This window comes from Polaribacter sp. 2405UD43-2, assembly GCF_058147125.1.
On sequence record NZ_JBYVJX010000001.1, the window covers coordinates 232,710 to 251,300 of the forward strand.

An 18,591-nucleotide genomic window follows, 5' to 3' on the forward strand; every position below is an offset into this window, starting at 1 on the left:
CTTTATAATGATAAAACGTTATTATTTTCTAGAAATTACTTTTTTTACAGCTTTAACAACAGCATTTGCATCTAAACCATATTTAGCCATTAATTGGTCTGGTGTACCAGATTCTCCAAAAGTATCGTTGGTAGCCACAAATTCTTGTGGAGTTGGTGTGTTTAAAGCTAAAGTTCTTGCAACACTTTCACCCAAACCACCCAATTTATTATGTTCTTCTGCAGTAACAATACAACCTGTTTTTGCAATAGATTTTAAGATGATTTCTTCATCTAAAGGTTTTATGGTGTGAATGTTAATAACTTCTACAGAGATTCCTTCTGCTTCTAATTGTTCTGCTGCTTGTAAAGATTCCCAAACTAAATGACCAGTTGCGACAATAGTTACGTCTGTTCCTTCTGTAAGTTGAATTCCTTTTCCTATTTCAAATTTAGCATCTTCTGGCATAAAAACAGGAACTTTTGGACGTCCAAAGCGTAAATATACTGGTCCCTCAAAATCTGCAATTGCAATTGTTGCTGCCTTTGTTTGGTTGTAATCACAAGGATTTATGACTGTCATTCCTGGTAACATTTTCATTAAACCAATATCTTCTAAAATTTGGTGTGTTGCGCCATCTTCACCTAAAGTAACACCTGCATGCGATGCACAAACTTTTACATTTTTACCAGAATACGCCACAGATTGACGAATTTGATCATACACTCTACCTGTAGAAAAGTTGGCAAAAGTTCCTGTAAACGGAATTTTTCCTCCAATGGTTAAACCCGCTGCAATACCTATCATATTAGCTTCTGCAATACCCACTTGAAAAAATCTTTCAGGATTTTCTTTAATAAATTGATCCATTTTTAAAGAACCAATTAAATCTGCACATAAAGCAACTACGTTTGGATTTGTTCTTCCTAATTCTGTTAAACCATCACCAAAACCAGAACGTGTGTCTTTTTTTTCTGTGTATGTGTATTTTTTCATTATAAAATTGTGTGTTGTAAATTTGGCGTAAAAATAAACTTTTATTTCTCTTTAGAGAAAATAAAATTGAGAATAGAAAAAAGATTTTTTAACACTTTGTGAGCAAGTTGTAATTTACAACTTCATTAATGCTGAATAGAGTTTATGAACAGGTAAGCCAACTACGTTAAAATAACTTCCTTCTAAGTTATTAATGGCTGTAAAGCCAATCCATTCTTGAATTCCGTAAGCACCAGCTTTATCAAAAGGTTTGTAATTTTTGATGTAATAATTGATTTCTTCATCAGAAATTTCTTTAAATGAAACCACAGTTATATCATTAATAATCTTTTGAAAGTGTTTGCTTTTTATACTTATTGATGTAATTACTTGGTGTTTTTTTCCTGATAAATTGCGTAACATAGCAAAAGCTTCTGCTTCGTTTTTGGGTTTTCCTAGCGCTTTGTTTTCTAACCAAACAATAGTATCTGAGGTGATTAGTAAATCGTTATTTTTTAATTGATTATCAAAGGGTTGTGATTTTAAATCTGCTAAAAAATTGGTGATTTCAATTCCTTTTAATTCTTTTGGATAAATTTCATCTACTTCTTTTAATTGAATGGTAAAATCAATATCTAAATCTTTAAAGAATTGTTGTCTTCTTGGAGATTTTGAAGCTAAAATGATATTGTAGTTTTTTAATTTTTCTCTTAGCATATTTTATTGTTTAATTGTTGAACTGTGTATTTGTGTAATCATTTATATGTTATTTTCTAAAAATCTAAAAATCTATTAGTCTATTAGTTTAAGAATCTAAAAAATAACATCGATAATATTCCAAATAGCATAATTGCTTTCATTAAACTACTGAGTTTAGTAAAGTCTTTTTTAGTTTGTGCAAACCATAATTTATACATAAAATAACTTACTGGAAGTAGAACAAAAATTATTCCATAGCCTAAAAAAAGAGGCTCATTTTGTAAAAATTGCAAAACTATCAATAGAAAAACTAATAAAATACAGCTAAAGAAAAAAGCGACTTTAGAAGCTCTTTTTCTACCAATTACAATAGGCAATGTTTTTGCTTTTAGTTTTAAATCTCCATTTATGTCTTCAATATCTTTTATGATTTCTCTTATAAATGTTGTTAAAAAAGCAAATCCTAAATAAATTGAAAGTATTAAATAATAAGGTCTGTCAAAAGTTGGAACATTAGTTTTTAGTGGAGAAAAATAAAATAAAAAAACAACGTAAATTGGTAATGGAACTAATGCAGATATAACTAAATTGCCAATTAGAGGAAGTTTTTTTAAAATAAAAGAATACAAAAATAATAGGATGGGAGTTCCTAAAAAAATAATCCAATGAATAGGTTTAATTGAAAAAGAAACTGCCAATAATATTGAAAAAAATAAAAAGGCAAAATATAATTTCCATCCTAAATTTTTAGGTATTGAATTAGAAATGTATAATTTTTGAGGCTTATTTATTTTATCTGTTTCAATATCAAAAATATCATTTACAATATATCCTGAAGCAGTAATTGTTAAAACTAATAAAGATAAAAATATAAAATTATTGATATCTAAATAATAAGAACCTAAAGATTCTGTAATTGCATATTTTGTTAAAATCATCGTTAATAAAACCATTAAAAGGTTCTTATAACGAATGAGTTTTAGAAAAGAAATCATTTAGAAATTATGCGTTAAAATTCTTTTTTATTCTTGCCAAATCGCGCTTATTATCTCTGTCTTTTAGCGTATTACGTTTGTCATGGGTTTGTTTCCCTTTGGCTAAAGCAATTTCTAGTTTGGCAAAACCGCTGTCATTAATAAACAAACGTAGAGGAACAATGGTGTTTCCTTTGGCTTCAACATCTTTTTTTAAGCTTCTCAATTCACGTTTATTTAAGAGTAAACGTCTTTCACTTTTAGGTTTATGATTAAAATGATGCCCAAACATATATTCTTGAATATACATATTCACAATAAATAATTCTCCACGTTCGTTAAACTCGCAAAAACTCTCTGTAATTCTTGCTTGGCTATTTCTAATGGATTTTATTTCTGTTCCTGTTAATTGAATTCCAGCCACAAATTTGTCTAGAATTTCAAATTCGAAACGTGCTTTTTTATTTTGAATATTTATTTTTTTCTGAACAGCCATTGACTGATTTTAATTTAAATAATTTTAACAAAGATACATTTTTGATTAAAATAAAGAAGTGTAATTTTACATCTCATAATTCGACAAAATCAAACAAAAACAATGCGATATTTATTATTACTTTTTTCTGTATTTTTAATTTCTTGCAAACCAACAGAAACAAAATTAACTGCACAACATATTATTGATAAAACAATAGTTTTTTCTGGTACAGATAAAGTAGCGAATTCTAAAATTACTTTTAAATTTAGAGATAAAAGTTATGAAGCGATTAGAAAAAGTGGAAAATTTGAATTGACTCGAACTTTTGATTCTATTCAAGATGTTTTAACTAATAATGGTTTTGTAAGATTTATCAATCATAAAAAGATTTCTATGGCAGATTCTATTGCAAAAAAATATACAAATTCTGTAAATTCTGTTCATTATTTTTCTGTGTTGCCTTATGGATTAAATGATAAAGCTGTTAAAAAGAAATTATTGCCATCATCAACAATTAAAGGAAAGGAATATTATAAAATTGAAATCTCTTTTTCTGAAGATGGTGGAGGAGAAGATTTTGAAGATGTGTTTATTTATTGGGTTGGGAAAGAAGATTTTTTAGTAGATTATCTTGCTTATTCTTATCACACAAATGGAGGTGGAAAACGTTTTAGAGTTTTAAAAGAACAGTGTATTAAAAACGGAATTCGTTTTGTAGATTATCATAATTTTAAGCCTTTATCTAAAGAAACTTCATTGCTTGATATTGATAAAGCGTATGAGAAAAATCAACTTAAAAAAGTTTCAGAAATTGTTTTAAAAGATATTGAGGTTAAACTTTTCGAATAAGTTTGTTATTCCTACGAAGGCAGGAATAACAATAGAGCAGAGGTTCTTAATAATGAATTTACTTACTCAACCTTCTCAATTTTACTAGTTTTTTGCTCGCCAGAAATGGTAACAATAAACAAACTTGAGTTGTCATCATCTTTCATCCATTCGTACTTTTTTTCTCCTAAAATTTTATTTACAAAAACAGGAGTTGTGTTACTATGACCAACTACTAAAACTGTTTTTCCTTTTGTGTTTTGTTGAAAAATTGAATCATACATTTTTCTAGGATTGTAATTGATAATCTCTAGCTTTTTACTTTCTGCAGTAGGTTTTGCTGTTTGCATAGTTCTATTGTATTTTGTAGAATACACAGCATCTAAACCAATATTTTTAAAATATGCTGCCCATTTTTTTGCTCTTTCCAACCCTTTTTCATTTAAATTAGGGTTTTTATTTGTTTTGTCTGTTCTGTCTTTTTCTGCGTGACGAATTAAATAATAAGTTGTAGTTTCATCAGAAGTACAAGAGCATAGCAAACTAAAAGTTACAACAAAAAGTAACACGTATTTTTTCATAATAATGAATTTGAGTAACGAATATAATCAAAAAGGAAAAGCGATGGTAAACTACATCGCCTTTAAGAAATTAAAGTTGTTTTATGTTTTTCTGATTTTTATAAAAGTTATTTTTAATAGAATCCATTCTTTTTAATAATTTGTCTATCCTTTTTTGATGCGATTTAAAACTATTTTTAAAAAAATCATCTGTATAAAAATCATTTTGATTAAAAGGAGAGCCGTTTAAAAAATCTTTTGTGAAAAGACTATCTAAAGGAGTAAATTGTTTATTAAAATCGAATTTAAATTGATTAAAAACATCTCTTTCTAAAACAGAATCTCCTTTAATGTTTGAATAAAAATAAGAATAAGTAGAATCTAAAGCTATTAAGTTTCCATTTTCATCATATTTTTTATTTACCTTAATTTTTGTTTTAGGTTTTATGGTGTCCAACTTTGTATTACTATCCGTTTTTTCATTGTTATTTTGACTTTGGCAATTGTAAAAAGACAAAGCCATTAACATATAAATTGCTAATTTTTTCATCACTTTAAAACTTTAATTTATGAAAGCAATAGGCTGTTGGTATTTAACAGCCTATTTAACAAATTGAATTACTTATTTTACCTCAATTAGTTTGGCAGGTTTAGGTTTTGCTTCTTCTAATTTTGGTATTGTAATTTTTAACTCACCGTTTTTATAGTTAGCCTTAATTTTATTGCTATCTATAACGCCTTTTGGCAAGGTAAAACTTCTTTTAAACGACATATAACTGTATTCTTTACGAGTATAATTTTCATCAGAAGTATCGTTATTTGTAGTTTTTTCTGATGAAATAGTTAAAATATCATTATCTAAATCTATTTTAAAATCTTTCTTATCCATTCCTGGAACTGCAACATCTACTATAAACTCATTTTCATTTTCTTTAATGTTTACAGCAGGTAATGTTGTATTTGTATCAGAAAAATTGGATGTAGACCAATCTCTAAAAAAGTCGTTAAAGACATTTGGTAAAACCGGAAAATCGCTGTTTTTTACTAACATAATTTTTACATTTTTAAGTTAAACATTATTATTTTTAGTAAATAATAAGCAAAAAAAATACCATTTAAAAAAGAATGTCATTTTTTCAGTTTTAAATGAAAAAATGACACTATCTAATTGATTTTAACTTGTTTGTAAAAAAAGAAAAAGCGATTTACCATAATAAGGTAGAATCGCTTTTTCTAATCAACCAAAATGTACGTTTTAATTTTTTACCAAATCAGATTGATTTCTAAATACCAATTGATCATCAAAAGCATCTAACAAAATAATGCTATCTGTGGTAATTTTACCCGATAAAATTTCTTTAGAAAGCTGATTCAGCACTTCTTTTTGAATGACTCTTTTTACGGGTCTTGCACCAAATTCGGGCTGATACCCTTTTTTAGCTAAATATGTAATAGCTTCATCTGTTGCATCTAAAGTGATTTCTTGTTTGCCAATCATTTTCTTTAAATGCTCTATTTGCAGTTTTACAATTTCAAAAATATCTTTTTGATTTAGAGGTGTAAACATAATTACATCATCAATTCTGTTTAAAAATTCGGGTCTTACAGATTGTTTTAACAATCCTAAAACTTCAATTTTTGCCAGTTCTGTAACTGAATCTAAATCTGCTTTTGCATCTTCAAACTTCTCTTGAATTATATGACTTCCCATATTTGAGGTCATAATAATTATGGTGTTCTTAAAATCTGCAACACGACCTTTATTGTCTGTTAATCGTCCTTCATCTAAAACTTGCAATAAAACATTAAACGTATCTGGATGTGCTTTTTCTATTTCATCTAAAAGTACTACAGAATAAGGTTTTCTTCTAACTGCTTCTGTTAATTGTCCGCCTTCATCATAACCTACATAACCTGGAGGCGCACCAACTAATCTACTTACAGAATGGCGTTCTTGATATTCGCTCATATCAATTCTAGTCATTGAATTTTCATCATCAAACAAATATTCTGCTAATGCTTTGGCTAATTCTGTTTTTCCAACGCCAGTTGTTCCTAGAAATAAGAAACTTCCAATAGGTTTATTAGGGTTTTGCAAGCCTGCTCTAGAGCGTCTTACAGCGTCTGAAACTGCAACAATTGCTTCATTTTGACCTACCACTCGTTTATGTAATTGGTCTTCTAATTTTAACAATTTTTCGCGTTCTGACTGAATCATTTTTGTAACAGGAATACCAGTCCATTTTGCCACCACTTCAGCAATATCTTCTAAGGTAACTTCTTCTTTGATTAGAGAATTCCCATCTTGATTTTCTGCTAATTTTTTTTGATATTTTTCTAGCTTTTCTTGAGCTGCTTTAATTTTTCCGTAACGAATTTCAGCCACCTTACCATAATCGCCTTCACGTTCTGCTTTTTCGGCTTCAATCTTAAAATTCTCGATATCAGATTTTGCTTGTTGAATATTATCTACAACTTCTTTTTCAGATTTCCATTTAGCATTAATTTCGTTTCTTTCTTCTTTTAAATTGGCTAAATCTGCACGTAGTGATTTTAATTTTGCTTCGTCATTTTCTCTTTTTATGGCTTCAATTTCAATCTCTAATTGCATTATTTTACGATCTAAAACATCTAATTCTTCTGGTTTCGAATTGATTTCCATTCTAAGCTTAGACGCAGCTTCATCCATTAAATCAATGGCTTTGTCTGGTAAAAATCGGTTGGTAATATATCTTTGTGATAACTCTACAGCACCAATAATTGCTTCATCTTTAATACGAACTTTATGATGCGTTTCGTACTTTTCTTTAATTCCTCTTAAAATAGAAATGGCACTTTCTGTATCTGGTTCATCCACCAAAACTTTTTGAAATCTACGCTCTAAAGCTTTGTCTTTTTCAAAATATTTTTGATATTCATCTAGCGTAGTGGCTCCAATTGCACGTAATTCACCACGAGCTAAAGCAGGTTTTAAAATATTGGCTGCATCCATTGCGCCTTGCCCGCCACCAGCACCAACCAATGTGTGAATTTCATCAATAAAAAGTACAATATCTCCATTAGAAGTTGTTACTTCTTTAATAACCGCTTTTAAGCGTTCTTCAAATTCTCCTTTGTATTTTGCACCTGCAATTAATGCGCCCATATCTAAAGAGAAAATCAGTTTATCTTTTAGGTTTTCTGGCACATCGCCATCTACAATTCTGTGTGCTAAACCTTCTGCAATTGCGGTTTTACCAGTTCCTGGTTCACCCACTAAAATGGGATTATTCTTAGTTCTTCTAGATAAGATTTGTAGCAATCTTCTAATTTCTTCATCTCTACCAATTACAGGATCTAACTTGCCATCTTGGGCTAATTTGTTTAAATTATTAGCATATTTATTTAAAGAATTGTAAGTTTCTTCTTGAGATTGAGAGGTCACTCTTTCTCCTTTTCTTAGCTCTTCAATGGCAGCTTTTAAATGTTTCTCTGTTACACCTTGGTCTTTTAAAACCTGTGCAATATTAGATTTTGATTTAAAAATTGCCAAGATTAAGTGTTCAATTGAAACATAATCATCTTTCATATTTTTGGCAATGATGGATGCTTCATTTAGTGTTTTATTTGCTTCTCTAGAAAGCATTAATTCTGCACCAGAAACTTTAGGTAAACTCTCTAATTGTTTGTCTAAAATTTGTGCTATAATACCAATATTGATGTTTAATTTCTTCAATAAAAAAGGGAGTACATTTTCATCTACTTGTGTTAAGGCTTTAAAAATATGCTCGTTTTCTATTTGATTATGACCAAAACCTTGCGCAATTTGTTGCGCCAATTGAATGGTCTCTTGTGATTTTGTTGTATAGTTATTAAAATTCATAATTTTTTTTGTTTTGCTTTTACTAAATCAATTTTAATACCATCATTAAATGTTATAAAAAACAAGTCAAATTGTCTTGTAAAACCTTGTTTTTACTGACTTTTTGACTGATGAAAGTTTTCTGTCTTTACATCGACAAAGAAACTAAAAACAGACAATGGGCATATTTGGTAAAGTATTTGGAGGTAAAAGTGAAAAGGAAGCGAAACCAGAAAAAAAGTCATTCTTAAACTGGATTCCATTAACTTCCATAAATCAATTAGAAGAAATCAAAGAACAGTCTAAAACAGAATCCATTCTTATTTTTAAACATTCAACACGTTGTGGGATTAGTAGTATGGTTATCAAACGTTTTGAGAGTCTTTTTGATGAAGAACATCAAAAATTAAAAGTGTATTATTTAGATTTATTAAGCTGCAGAGATGTTTCAGATGAAGTAGGTTATACTTTTCAGGTCATACATCAATCTCCACAATTATTAGTCATTAAAAATGGTGTTTCAGTATATAATGCATCACATTATGATATTACTCAAACGAATTTAACAAGATTTATATAGTCAAAGTTTGGTAAAAACCTTTTTTAAGTCTTATTTTTGCTATTCAAATTTATATTCCTTTGGCAGAAATAAACACTTCAGAAACAACTATTGGTAAAGAATTATATGGGTATCAAAAAGATGCGCTTAGAGAAATCTTTAGAAGATTTGAAAATGCTCCAAAAGATTATCATTTACTATATCAGCTACCTACAGGAGGTGGTAAAACAGTTATTTTTTCTGAAATTGTAAGACGTTATATAGAAATTTTTAAAAAGAAGGTTTTAGTATTAACACATAGAATTGAATTGAGTAAGCAAACTTCTAGAATGTTAGATGAGTTTGGTGTTACTAATAAAATTATTAATTCTACCGCTAAACTAGATGATCAAGCCGAGTTTAAGTGTTTTGTTGCTATGGTTGAGACTCTAAAAAACAGGTTGAATGATGATAAATTAGATATCTCTGATATTGGTTTAGTAATTGTTGATGAAGCACATTATAATTCTTTTACAAAAATCTTTAAGTTTTTTGACGAATCTTTTATTTTAGGTGTTACTGCAACTCCTTTAAGTTCTAACATTAAATTACCAATGTATGAGAACTATCAAGAGTTATTTGTAGGCGAATCTATTCAGCATTTAATTGACAATGATTATTTAGCAAGAGCAAATATGTATTCTTATAACGTTGGTTTAACTTCACTAGAAGTAGGGGCAAATGGAGATTATACTGTAAAATCATCAGAAGATTTATATACCAATTCAGATATGTTATCTAAATTGGTTTCTGCATACGAAGAAACTGCAAAAGGAAAAAAAACGCTAATTTTTAACAATGGTATAAATACTTCAATTCAAGTATTTCACGCATTTAAAAAAGCAGGATATCCAATTGCACATTTAGATAATACCAATACTAAAAAAGAGCGTGAGTTAATTTTAAGGTGGTTTCATAAAACGCCAAATGCAATTATTACTTCTGTAAGTATTTTAACAACAGGTTTTGATGAACCAAGTATAGAGGCTATTATTCTAAATAGAGCGACAAAATCTTTGACACTTTATTATCAAATGATTGGACGTGGTTCCCGTATTTTTGGAAATAAAACTACGTTTGATGTAGTAGATTTAGGAAACAATTTTTATAGATTTGGACCTTGGGGAGCAGATTTAGACTGGCAAAAAATGTTTAGAGCTCCAGACCATTATTTAAATGCAATTCTTTCTGATGAAGAAATAGAAAGTACATTTAGATATGAATTACCTGCCGATGTTAAAAAAGAATTTGCAAAATCTACAGATACTTATTTCGATATGAAAAAAGTATATATAGAAACCATTAGGGCAGGAGAGTCTTCTAAAAGAGTTTTAGAAAAATCGATAAAGCACCACGCAAAAATGTGTATAGAAAATAGCGAAGATGTTTTCGATGCTTTAATTTTAGCTAAAATGTTGGGTGAAGAAATAGATGATAGAATTAACAGATATGCAAAATGTATTTCTAAAAGCACACACAACTTTGTGACTTGGCTAAAAGACGATTATCGTAAAAAATTAAACGCCTATTTGCGTAACAATTTCGATAGAGATTTTGAAGAAATATTTGGACATCCACCTATTGAAGAATAAATCCCCTTTAAAAAGAGTTTAAAAATTACTTCTTATACTCATCAAAAGTGCCATCTGCATAAAAAACGACAATACGTTGTGTTTTTTTGCTATTCTTTAACAACAGATGTTATGGGTTTACCTCTCCAAAACTCTGGTGTGTTAAGTCCTAATAGAAATGCAATTGTAGCGCCAGTATCATAGGTAACAACAGTTTGGTTTAATTTTTTCTTTTGTATTCCTTTGCCGTAAATAATCCAAGGAATTTCTACTTCTAATAAAGTTTTCCCTCCATGGCCTTTATTGATACCTCCATGATCTGAAGTAAAAACGATGATAGTTTCTTTCATCATTTTTTCTTTTTCCAAAGTATTTAAAATATGACCAACTAACGAGTCAATTTTTTCTACAGATTCATAATATTCTGCTGTGTTATGACCAATTTTATGACCAGTATTATCTGGTTCGTTCATATGGATAAATGTAAATAATGGCTTGTCTTTAACAATAAACTCTAAAGCTTTATCAACCGTTTTTTTATCTGTTTTTCCGTTAAAATTTAAATCGACCATATTTTTTTCAAAAAGAAAACCTATACCACCCCAAGAATATGAAACTCCTTTTTTTGAGCTTGGTGATTGTTCTTCAATTAAACTAAAAATTGTAGGATAAATACCTCCTTTACCAATTTTTCTTGAAGGCAATTCTGGAGTTTTGCTTCCCCACTTTGTATAGCCATGTAATTCTGGTCCTGAACCCATAATCATAGAAGCCCAATTTACAGCACTAGATGAAGGAAGTACAGATCTAGCTTGTAAAGAATAACTACCATTATTCATCATTTTTCTAATATTCGGAATTTTTGCTTTTTCAAATGCATAGGCTCCAAAACCATCAGATCCAATTAAAATAATATATTTTGCGTATTGATGATTCTGCTTTTCTAATATGCTTTTTTTATTAATAGAACAAGATATTAAACTTGATATTAAGGCTATAAAAAGAATTTTTTTTAATGATGATTTCATCTGTATTAATTTAAAAGAATTTACATTATAATGTGTAAAAAAACGTAAGCTAAAATAGGTAACGTTTTGTATTTTGTAGTTAGCAAAATTAATTCTTTTAAGTTGTATAATCAACAAGAAAACATCTTTTATAAAAGAAAGAAATTAAAATTACTTCTTATACTCATCAAAAGTTCCATCGTCATAAAAAACGACAATACGTTGTATTTTTTTTCCATCATTTGTAATGGATGCAAATAATGGAGGAGCAGAAGTAGAGCTACTTTCTTTATTTTTTGGAAAACTTCCTTTTCCATTTAACAGCCAATACATATCTACATCTTTAAATTCTGCAGTTACTTTTAAAATAAAATCTAAACTTGGTTTGTTTCTGCCTGAGAGAATATGAGAAATACTAGAACGCTGCACACCTATTTTATCTGCAAACATTGATGCCGATAATTGATGATAATCCATTACTTTTTTTAATCGAGAAGTAAATTCTATTATGTTTACCATTGTAACCTTGCTTCTTTATACAAATGTAAATAATCTATTTTTACTCAAAGAAACATTTGTGTTAAACTTATATAAAAATTAAAACAAATAATAAAGTATTACTTTAATTAAACACCATATACAATTGATTTGCAAGTTTTTATTATTATTAAATACTATTATATCCTTGTATTTTAATCTAAATGTACATTTGTAGCAATGCAATTATAAGTAAGTTTACATAAGTAACTAAATATTAAAAAACAGTGTTTTACATTTGTAACATTGGAGTGATTTACAATTGTAACTTTTTAGTTTGATGACAATTGTAATTCTTGTAATTTTGAAAAAATATTTGTGCATATAATGAATACATTATCAATAGAGTTTTTAAAAATAATTTACAGTAAGGAAAAAGAAAATTCTTTGCACGGAAAATGGATCACTTTTGCAGACATTGAAAAACTGTTTTCTAAATATCAATCTAAATTTGAAGTTTCTCAAATTGGCACATCAGAAGAAAATAGATCTATTATGCAATTAAAAATAGGCAAAGGTTCTAAAAAAATAATGTTGTGGTCGCAAATGCATGGAAACGAAAGTACAGGTACAAAAGCTTTGTTCGATCTTTTTAATTGCTTTACTCTTTCTCCTGAAAAAGTTTTTACCAAAATATTAGAAGAATGTACTTTAGTTTTTATTCCTATGTTAAACCCAGATGGTTCTCAAGCTTACACAAGAGTGAATGCCAATCAAATAGATTTAAATAGAGATGCCATAGATAGGGTTGCTAAAGAAAGTAAATTGTTAAGAACAATATTAGAAGAATTTAATCCGCAGTTTTGCTTTAATTTGCACGACCAAAGAACAATTTTTAATGTTGAAGGAACTAAAAACCCAGCAACTATTTCATTTTTAGCGCCATCAGAAGAAATTACAAGAGCTTTAACAAAAGGCAGAATTCAGACAATGAATGTAATTGTGAGTATGAATTCTTTATTGCAAAAAATAATTCCTAATTATGTTGGCAGATATACAGATGAATTTTATCCAACAGCAACAGGAGATAACTTTCAAAAATTAGGTTACAATACTATTTTAATAGAATCGGGTCATTACCCAAATGATTATGATCGAGAAGAATCTAGAAAATTCACTTTTTATTCCATTTTACAAGGAATTCATCATATCGCAAATTCATCAACTTTTAATAATTATAAAGAATATTTTAACATCCCAAATAATGATAAAATCTTTTTTGATGTAATTCATAGATTTTCTGATTCCAAAAAGGATGTTGCATATCAATATGAAGATAAAATTATTGATAATAAATTGGTTTCTAAGTTGGTTAAAATAGAAGAAAAAATGTTAAAATCTAAAATTGGACACTCCGAAATCGTTTTCGAAAGCTAATTTTCTTATTTTTTTCTCAGTTTTTTTACTATTTGATTAAATTTTATTCATAAATTTGCAATGTAAATTGAATAATACATAAAATATGAAAAAATTTATTTTAGATGAAATTGATCATCAAATTTTAGACATTCTAATCGAAAATGCAAGAACACCATTTACAGACATTGCAAAACAATTATTAGTTTCTGCGGGTACAATTCATGTACGTGTTAAAAAAATGGAAGATGAAGGTATTATTCAAGGATCAACACTTACTTTAAATTACGAAAAAATGGGCTATTCTTTTATTGCTCATGTTGGGGTGTTTTTAGAAAAAACTTCGATGACACAAAATGTTATTAGCGATTTAAGAAACATACCTAATGTTACTGTTGCCTATGTTACTGCTGGTAAGTATAATATTTTCTGTAAAGTAAGAGCAAAAGGCACCCAAGATGCTAAAGAAATTATTTATAAAATAGATGATATTTCTGGGGTTAATAGAACAGAAACTATGATTGCTTTAGAAGAAAGTATTAACGATAAAAAGAGAATGATGCATGCAATTTTTAAAGAATTGTAGTAGAATCTTAAAAAATAAAGTACAAATCCTTATCAGTAAATTGATAAGGATTTTTTTATGGAATTAATATCATTATAGCTATGTTTGTTCGTATAATTATGATATTAATAATTTATGAATTCTAAAATCAATTTTCTTAAAAAATCTTTAGACAATCAAAAGCTTTTAAAGCTTTATAAACGAATGTTAAAACCTCGTTTAATAGAAGAAAAAATGTTAATTCTTTTAAGGCAAGGAAAAATTTCTAAATGGTTTTCTGGTATTGGGCAAGAAGCAATTGCTGTAGGCGTTACTTCTGCGTTAGAAAATGATGAATATATTTTGCCAATGCATAGAAATTTAGGAGTTTTTACTACAAGAGAAATTCCTTTGTATAGACTTTTTTCTCAATGGCAAGGAAAAATGAATGGTTTTACCAAAGGCAGAGACAGAAGTTTTCATTTTGGAACTCAAGAATACAATATTGTAGGTATGATTTCTCATTTAGGTCCACAATTAGGAGTTGCAGACGGAATTGCTTTAGCCAATAAATTAAAAGAAAACAATAAAATTTGTGCCGTTTTTACTGGTGAAGGCGCAACTAGCGAAGGTGATTTCCATGAAGCTTTAAATGTGGCTGCTGTTTGGAGTTTGCCTGTTTTATTCTGTGTAGAAAATAATGGTTATGGTTTATCTACACCATCTTCAGAGCAATTTAAATGCAAAAATATTGCTGATAAAGGAATTGGTTATGGTATTGAAAGCCATATTATTGATGGTAATAATATTTTAGAAGTTTACACTAAAGTAGATGAATTGGCAAAAAGTGTTCGTAAAAACCCAAGACCTATTTTGTTAGAATTCAAAACCTTTAGAATGCGAGGTCATGAAGAAGCAAGTGGTACAAAATACGTTCCTCAAGATATATTAGATTTTTGGGCAGCTAAAGATCCATTAGAAAATTATCAAGAGTTTTTAAAGAATGAAAAAATTCTTACTGATGATATTGAAGTTTCTTTTAAAGAAGATATTGTTCATGAAATAAACAAACATTTAAAAATTGCTTTTAACGAAGAAAATGTTGTCCCAGATTTAGAAACAGAATTGAAAGATGTTTATAAAGCACATCAATACAAGCCTATTATTCCATCAGAAAAAAATAAAAAAATACGTTTTGTAGATGCTATTTCTGAAGGATTACAGCAATCTATGGAAAAATATGATGATTTGGTAATTATGGGACAAGACATTGCAGAATATGGTGGTGTGTTTAAAATTACTGATGGTTTTATAGATAAATTCGGAAAAGAACGCGTGAGAAACACACCAATTTGTGAATCCGTTATTGTGTCTGCCGCTTATGGTTTGTCTGTAAATAGTATGAAAGCTGTTATGGAAATGCAATTTTCAGATTTTGTTTCTTCAGGATTTAATCCTATTGTAAATTTATTGGCAAAATCGCATTATAGATGGTCTCAAAATGCAGATGTTGTAGTAAGAATGCCTTGTGGAGCAGGCGTAGGAGCAGGTCCTTTTCATAGTCAAACAAACGAAGCATGGTTTACAAAAACACCAGGCTTAAAAGTAGTCTATCCTGCATTTCCGCAAGATGCAAAAGGTTTATTAATTGAAGCGATAAATGACCCAAATCCTGTTTTGTTTTTTGAGCATAAAGCATTGTATAGATCTGTTTATCAAGAGGTTTCTGAAAATAATTTTACTCTAGAAATTGGCAAAGCAGCTATTTTAAAAGAAGGAAATAAAGTAACTATCATTAGTTTTGGAGCTGCAATTCATTGGGTTTTAGAGTATTTAGAAAAACATCAAAATATATCTGCAGATGTTATTGATTTAAGAACTTTACAACCTTTAGATGCAGAAACAATTTATAAATCCGTTAAAAAAACGGGTAGGGCAATTATTGTGCAAGAAGATTCTCTTTTTGGCGGAATTGCCAGTGATATTTCTGCCTTAATTAACGAAAATTGTTTTGAGTTTTTAGATGCACCTGTAAAACGTGTTGCTAGTTTAGAAACTCCTATTCCTTTTGACAAAGGATTAGAAAATCAATATTTAGCTAAAAATAACTTAGAAAAATCTTTAATTAATTTGCTTTCTTATTAGCTTATTTAGAATCATTCTAATATATTTGCGAAGTACTAGATTAAATATTTTATGAAGATAACAAATCGTGGTTTGCATAGAGATTTTGCCTATTTTTATGTTGGCTTAATCATCGCTTTTTCTTTTTCAGGAATCATTCTAAACCACAGAGAAGACTGGTATCCTATGGATTATACTTATGAGAGTAAAGAAGTAAGTTTAGAGTTACCACAAGACGCTAATCTAATTACCAAAGCATATTTAATTGAAAAAACTAAAAATTTAGAAGTCGTTTATGAGGGTCATAGAATCCGAGAAGATAAATTACGTGTCTATTTTAAAGATAACGCTATTTTAGATACAGATTTTAAAACAGGTAAAGGTACCCTAGAGTTTAAGAAAAAAGCACCAATTATTGGGCACTCTATGTACTTACATAAATCTACAAATAATTTTTGGATTTGGTATTCTGATATTTTTGGAGCAGCAATGTTGTTAATTGCTATTACAGGGATTTTGATTCCTGCAGGAAAAAAAGGTTTTAAGAAAAGAGGTTGGAAATTAGCTTTGATAGGAATGCTATTTCCGCTATTATTTTTAGTGTTATTCTCTTAAATTTTCCAATCAAATTTATGAAATAATTCTATCCAATCTTTTGGAAAAGAAGATTTTAGTTCCATTTTAATTGACGTAAAAGGATGTGTAAACTCTAATTTACGGGCGTGTAAAAACATATTTTTAAAACCAAAATTTTCTTCAAACATCAGGTTGTGATTTTTATCACCATATTTTGCATCACCAATTAATGGATGACTAATTTTATTGGTATGCACTCTTAATTGATGCATTCTGCCTGTTTTAGGTGATAATTTAACCAAACTATAACGCGAAGTATCATAAGGTTTTACAGGAATGTTTAAGGTGATTTTTTCTAAAGTTTTTAATTCTGTAAGTGCTTCTTTGTGCACACTTGCATCACGTCCTTTAACTGGAGAATCAATCTTTTTTGTATCAGGAGAAAAACCTCTTACAACTCCATAATAAGTTTTCTGAATTTGGTTGTTGGTAAATAGTTCTTGAAACTTAGCAACAAATTCTTTTTCTTTTGCGAGTAAAATTATCCCAGAAGTTTTTCTATCAAGTCTGTGAATAGGGTAGACTTTTAATCCTTTTTCATTAAAAATGGATTGTAGAAGTGAAGTTTCATCAGCAACATTTCTAGAATGATGCGCGTGATGAACCAACATATTATTGGGTTTGTTAACACAGATAATAAACTCATCTTCAAAAATAATTTCTAAACTCATTTTTTATCTGAAAATTTTAAATATTGAATTAATAGTAAGGCTAAAAAACCACAAACAAAAAAACTTATAAAAAGAGGTAAGGCTGTTTTATTTATAAAGCTTCCAAAAAAAGTTGCAATGGGTACTGCCATTACCGTAGAAATAAAACCGTTAATTGCGGCTCCAATACCAGCAATATGACCAATTGGCTCCATAGCTAAAGCTCTTGTATTTCCAAATAAGAATCCTATTGAAAAAAATTCTAAAACAAAGAAAGCTATTAAAATAGTGCTACTAGGGTTTGGTTTTCCTAAATATATGAAGATATATATTAAAGGAATTAAAGTAAATAGTATTGTAAAGATATTTACAAGTTTAAACATACCAATTTTTACAACTAATTTTCCGTTTAAAAAAGTAGCTAAACCCGCACCAATAGCTAAACCTGCAAAAATATATGGAAACTCTTCAACTAAATTATATTGTTCTTGAAAAATTTGCTGGCTAGCACTTAGATAAACCATAAATGAACCAGTAATAAGTCCTGAAAATAAAGTAAAAACAATTGCGTATTTATGTTTAATAAATTCTTTAATTCCGTTTATAAAAAGTAAGGATGTAACTTTTTTTCTATTTTCTTTTTTTAGTGTTTCTGGTTGACGTTTCCATACCCAAATCATTACAAAAAAACCGAATAATAATTGACTGTAAAAAATATATTTCCATCCAAAAAAATCGAGTATAACTTTACCAATTGCAGGAGCTACAACAGGAACTAGTATAAAAATAACCACAACAAAAGACATTATTCTAGCCATATAATTTCCGCTAAAACGATCTCTAACCATAGCAATACTTATAGTTCTAGGAGCAGAGAGTCCAATTCCTTGTAAAATTCTTCCCAGCACCATTATTTCTAAACTCGTAGAAAACACACACAGTAAACTTGCAAAAACAAATACAATAAAGCCAAAATAAATAATAGGTTTTCTACCAAAACTATCAGATAATGGCCCAGATATTAATTGCCCAAAACCTAATCCTAAAAAAATCATTGTAATTAATAATTGATTATCTTTAGAATCTTTTATGCCAATAGATAAACCAATGTTGTTTAAAGCAGGTAATAAAGCATCTATAGATAATGCTACCAAAGACATTAAAGATGCCATTACTATTATAAATTCTGCTTCTGATTTCTTTTTAATTTGCATTGGGCAAAAGTACTTTTAAT

Annotated in this window: 19 protein-coding genes; 7 read left to right on the top strand and 12 right to left on the bottom strand. The window is 28.7% G+C overall.

Annotation, left to right across the window (positions count from 1 at the left end; all coding sequences use genetic code 11):
- Positions 1–21: 21 nt before the first annotated feature.
- From ACY2RX_RS01085 to smpB, 4 genes are all read right to left on the bottom strand, one after another.
- Positions 22–975, bottom strand: a complete 954-nt coding sequence (locus tag ACY2RX_RS01085) for a transketolase family protein (RefSeq protein WP_490102106.1) — start codon at positions 973–975, stop codon at positions 22–24.
- Between the two features lie 114 nt (positions 976–1,089).
- A complete protein-coding gene (locus ACY2RX_RS01090; protein ID WP_490102107.1) occupies positions 1,090–1,671 on the bottom strand; it encodes a Maf-like protein in 582 nt (193 codons plus the stop codon).
- 83 nt (positions 1,672–1,754) lie between these two features.
- Complete coding sequence (locus tag ACY2RX_RS01095; protein ID WP_490102108.1) at positions 1,755–2,648, bottom strand: geranylgeranylglycerol-phosphate geranylgeranyltransferase; 894 nt, start codon at positions 2,646–2,648, stop codon at positions 1,755–1,757.
- A 7-nt stretch (positions 2,649–2,655) separates the two neighbouring features.
- Positions 2,656–3,123, bottom strand: coding sequence for an SsrA-binding protein SmpB (gene smpB, locus ACY2RX_RS01100; protein WP_490102109.1), 468 nt, complete (start codon positions 3,121–3,123; stop codon positions 2,656–2,658).
- Positions 3,124–3,225: 102 nt separating this feature from the next.
- Here smpB and ACY2RX_RS01105 point away from each other — a divergent pair, with 102 nt between their 5' ends.
- Positions 3,226–3,954, top strand: a complete 729-nt coding sequence (locus ACY2RX_RS01105) for a DUF6503 family protein (protein WP_490102110.1) — start codon at positions 3,226–3,228, stop codon at positions 3,952–3,954.
- Between the two features lie 62 nt (positions 3,955–4,016).
- Here the strand turns inward: ACY2RX_RS01105 and ACY2RX_RS01110 are convergent, their stop codons facing one another.
- The 4 genes from ACY2RX_RS01110 to clpB all read right to left on the bottom strand — a co-directional run bounded on the left by ACY2RX_RS01110 (position 4,017) and on the right by clpB (position 8,355).
- Positions 4,017–4,514, bottom strand: coding sequence for a SixA phosphatase family protein (locus ACY2RX_RS01110; RefSeq protein ID WP_490102111.1), 498 nt, complete (start codon positions 4,512–4,514; stop codon positions 4,017–4,019).
- 70 nt (positions 4,515–4,584) lie between these two features.
- Positions 4,585–5,043 carry a hypothetical protein gene (locus tag ACY2RX_RS01115; RefSeq protein ID WP_490102112.1) on the bottom strand — a complete coding sequence of 153 codons (459 nt, stop codon included), beginning with the start codon at positions 5,041–5,043 and terminating at the stop codon, positions 4,585–4,587.
- A 72-nt stretch (positions 5,044–5,115) separates the two neighbouring features.
- Positions 5,116–5,544 carry an Hsp20/alpha crystallin family protein gene (locus ACY2RX_RS01120; protein ID WP_490102113.1) on the bottom strand — a complete coding sequence of 143 codons (429 nt, stop codon included), beginning with the start codon at positions 5,542–5,544 and terminating at the stop codon, positions 5,116–5,118.
- A gap of 204 nt (positions 5,545–5,748) precedes the next feature.
- The gene (gene clpB, locus ACY2RX_RS01125; protein ID WP_490102114.1) at positions 5,749–8,355 is read right to left on the bottom strand and encodes an ATP-dependent chaperone ClpB; all 2,607 of its coding nucleotides are present in this window, start codon (positions 8,353–8,355) and stop codon (positions 5,749–5,751) included.
- Positions 8,356–8,512: 157 nt separating this feature from the next.
- On the opposite strand from clpB, the gene ytxJ reads away from it, so the two are divergent.
- On the top strand, positions 8,513–8,914 hold the full coding sequence (gene ytxJ / locus ACY2RX_RS01130; RefSeq protein ID WP_490102115.1) for a bacillithiol system redox-active protein YtxJ: 402 nt from the start codon (positions 8,513–8,515) through the stop codon (positions 8,912–8,914).
- Between the two features lie 59 nt (positions 8,915–8,973).
- The gene (locus ACY2RX_RS01135; RefSeq protein ID WP_490102116.1) at positions 8,974–10,524 is read left to right on the top strand and encodes a DEAD/DEAH box helicase; all 1,551 of its coding nucleotides are present in this window, start codon (positions 8,974–8,976) and stop codon (positions 10,522–10,524) included.
- Positions 10,525–10,613: 89 nt separating this feature from the next.
- On the opposite strand, the gene ACY2RX_RS01140 is transcribed toward ACY2RX_RS01135, so the two are convergent.
- Together ACY2RX_RS01140 and ACY2RX_RS01145 are read right to left on the bottom strand one after the other, a co-directional pair.
- Positions 10,614–11,531 carry an alkaline phosphatase family protein gene (locus ACY2RX_RS01140; protein ID WP_490102117.1) on the bottom strand — a complete coding sequence of 306 codons (918 nt, stop codon included), beginning with the start codon at positions 11,529–11,531 and terminating at the stop codon, positions 10,614–10,616.
- Between the two features lie 150 nt (positions 11,532–11,681).
- Complete coding sequence (locus ACY2RX_RS01145) at positions 11,682–12,029, bottom strand: helix-turn-helix domain-containing protein (RefSeq protein ID WP_490102118.1); 348 nt, start codon at positions 12,027–12,029, stop codon at positions 11,682–11,684.
- Between the two features lie 345 nt (positions 12,030–12,374).
- On the opposite strand from ACY2RX_RS01145, the gene ACY2RX_RS01150 reads away from it, so the two are divergent.
- The 4 genes from ACY2RX_RS01150 (at position 12,375) to ACY2RX_RS01165 (ending at position 16,686) form a co-directional block, all read left to right on the top strand.
- Complete coding sequence (locus tag ACY2RX_RS01150) at positions 12,375–13,424, top strand: M14 family zinc carboxypeptidase (RefSeq protein ID WP_490102119.1); 1,050 nt, start codon at positions 12,375–12,377, stop codon at positions 13,422–13,424.
- Between the two features lie 85 nt (positions 13,425–13,509).
- A complete protein-coding gene (locus ACY2RX_RS01155; protein WP_490102120.1) occupies positions 13,510–13,989 on the top strand; it encodes an Lrp/AsnC family transcriptional regulator in 480 nt (159 codons plus the stop codon).
- A gap of 114 nt (positions 13,990–14,103) precedes the next feature.
- Entirely contained in the window at positions 14,104–16,092 is a 1,989-nt protein-coding gene (locus ACY2RX_RS01160) for an alpha-ketoacid dehydrogenase subunit alpha/beta (RefSeq protein WP_490102121.1), read from the top strand.
- Positions 16,093–16,143: 51 nt separating this feature from the next.
- Positions 16,144–16,686: a PepSY-associated TM helix domain-containing protein gene (locus ACY2RX_RS01165; protein WP_490102122.1), complete on the top strand. Its 543-nt coding sequence runs from the start codon at positions 16,144–16,146 to the stop codon at positions 16,684–16,686.
- On the opposite strand, the gene ACY2RX_RS01170 is transcribed toward ACY2RX_RS01165, so the two are convergent.
- Together ACY2RX_RS01170 and ACY2RX_RS01175 are read right to left on the bottom strand one after the other, a co-directional pair.
- Positions 16,683–17,378, bottom strand: coding sequence for a pseudouridine synthase (locus ACY2RX_RS01170; RefSeq protein WP_490102123.1), 696 nt, complete (start codon positions 17,376–17,378; stop codon positions 16,683–16,685). The genes ACY2RX_RS01165 and ACY2RX_RS01170 overlap by 4 nt on opposite strands.
- Entirely contained in the window at positions 17,375–18,571 is a 1,197-nt protein-coding gene (locus ACY2RX_RS01175; RefSeq protein ID WP_490102124.1) for a multidrug effflux MFS transporter, read from the bottom strand. Before ACY2RX_RS01175 ends, ACY2RX_RS01170 begins: the two co-directional genes overlap by 4 nt.
- Between the last annotated feature and the right edge of the window lie 20 nt (positions 18,572–18,591).

Excerpts from the sequence above, each read along its gene's own strand:
- ACY2RX_RS01150 (WP_490102119.1), top strand. The coding sequence starts at position 12,375 with ATGAATACATTATCAATAGAGTTTTTAAAAATAATTTACAGTAAGGAA.
- clpB (WP_490102114.1), bottom strand. The coding sequence starts at position 8,355 with ATGAATTTTAATAACTATACAACAAAATCACAAGAGACCATTCAATTG.
- ACY2RX_RS01090 (WP_490102107.1), bottom strand. The coding sequence starts at position 1,671 with ATGCTAAGAGAAAAATTAAAAAACTACAATATCATTTTAGCTTCAAAA.
- ACY2RX_RS01155 (WP_490102120.1), top strand. The coding sequence starts at position 13,510 with ATGAAAAAATTTATTTTAGATGAAATTGATCATCAAATTTTAGACATT.
- ACY2RX_RS01165 (WP_490102122.1), top strand. The coding sequence starts at position 16,144 with ATGAAGATAACAAATCGTGGTTTGCATAGAGATTTTGCCTATTTTTAT.
- ACY2RX_RS01085 (WP_490102106.1), bottom strand. The coding sequence starts at position 975 with ATGAAAAAATACACATACACAGAAAAAAAAGACACACGTTCTGGTTTT.
- ACY2RX_RS01160 (WP_490102121.1), top strand. The coding sequence starts at position 14,104 with ATGAATTCTAAAATCAATTTTCTTAAAAAATCTTTAGACAATCAAAAG.
- ACY2RX_RS01140 (WP_490102117.1), bottom strand. The coding sequence starts at position 11,531 with ATGAAATCATCATTAAAAAAAATTCTTTTTATAGCCTTAATATCAAGT.
- ACY2RX_RS01110 (WP_490102111.1), bottom strand. The coding sequence starts at position 4,514 with ATGAAAAAATACGTGTTACTTTTTGTTGTAACTTTTAGTTTGCTATGC.
- ACY2RX_RS01175 (WP_490102124.1), bottom strand. The coding sequence starts at position 18,571 with ATGCAAATTAAAAAGAAATCAGAAGCAGAATTTATAATAGTAATGGCA.
- ACY2RX_RS01120 (WP_490102113.1), bottom strand. The coding sequence starts at position 5,544 with ATGTTAGTAAAAAACAGCGATTTTCCGGTTTTACCAAATGTCTTTAAC.
- ACY2RX_RS01115 (WP_490102112.1), bottom strand. The coding sequence starts at position 5,043 with ATGAAAAAATTAGCAATTTATATGTTAATGGCTTTGTCTTTTTACAAT.
- smpB (WP_490102109.1), bottom strand. The coding sequence starts at position 3,123 with ATGGCTGTTCAGAAAAAAATAAATATTCAAAATAAAAAAGCACGTTTC.
- ACY2RX_RS01105 (WP_490102110.1), top strand. The coding sequence starts at position 3,226 with ATGCGATATTTATTATTACTTTTTTCTGTATTTTTAATTTCTTGCAAA.
- ACY2RX_RS01145 (WP_490102118.1), bottom strand. The coding sequence starts at position 12,029 with ATGGTAAACATAATAGAATTTACTTCTCGATTAAAAAAAGTAATGGAT.
- ACY2RX_RS01095 (WP_490102108.1), bottom strand. The coding sequence starts at position 2,648 with ATGATTTCTTTTCTAAAACTCATTCGTTATAAGAACCTTTTAATGGTT.
- ACY2RX_RS01170 (WP_490102123.1), bottom strand. The coding sequence starts at position 17,378 with ATGAGTTTAGAAATTATTTTTGAAGATGAGTTTATTATCTGTGTTAAC.
- ytxJ (WP_490102115.1), top strand. The coding sequence starts at position 8,513 with ATGGGCATATTTGGTAAAGTATTTGGAGGTAAAAGTGAAAAGGAAGCG.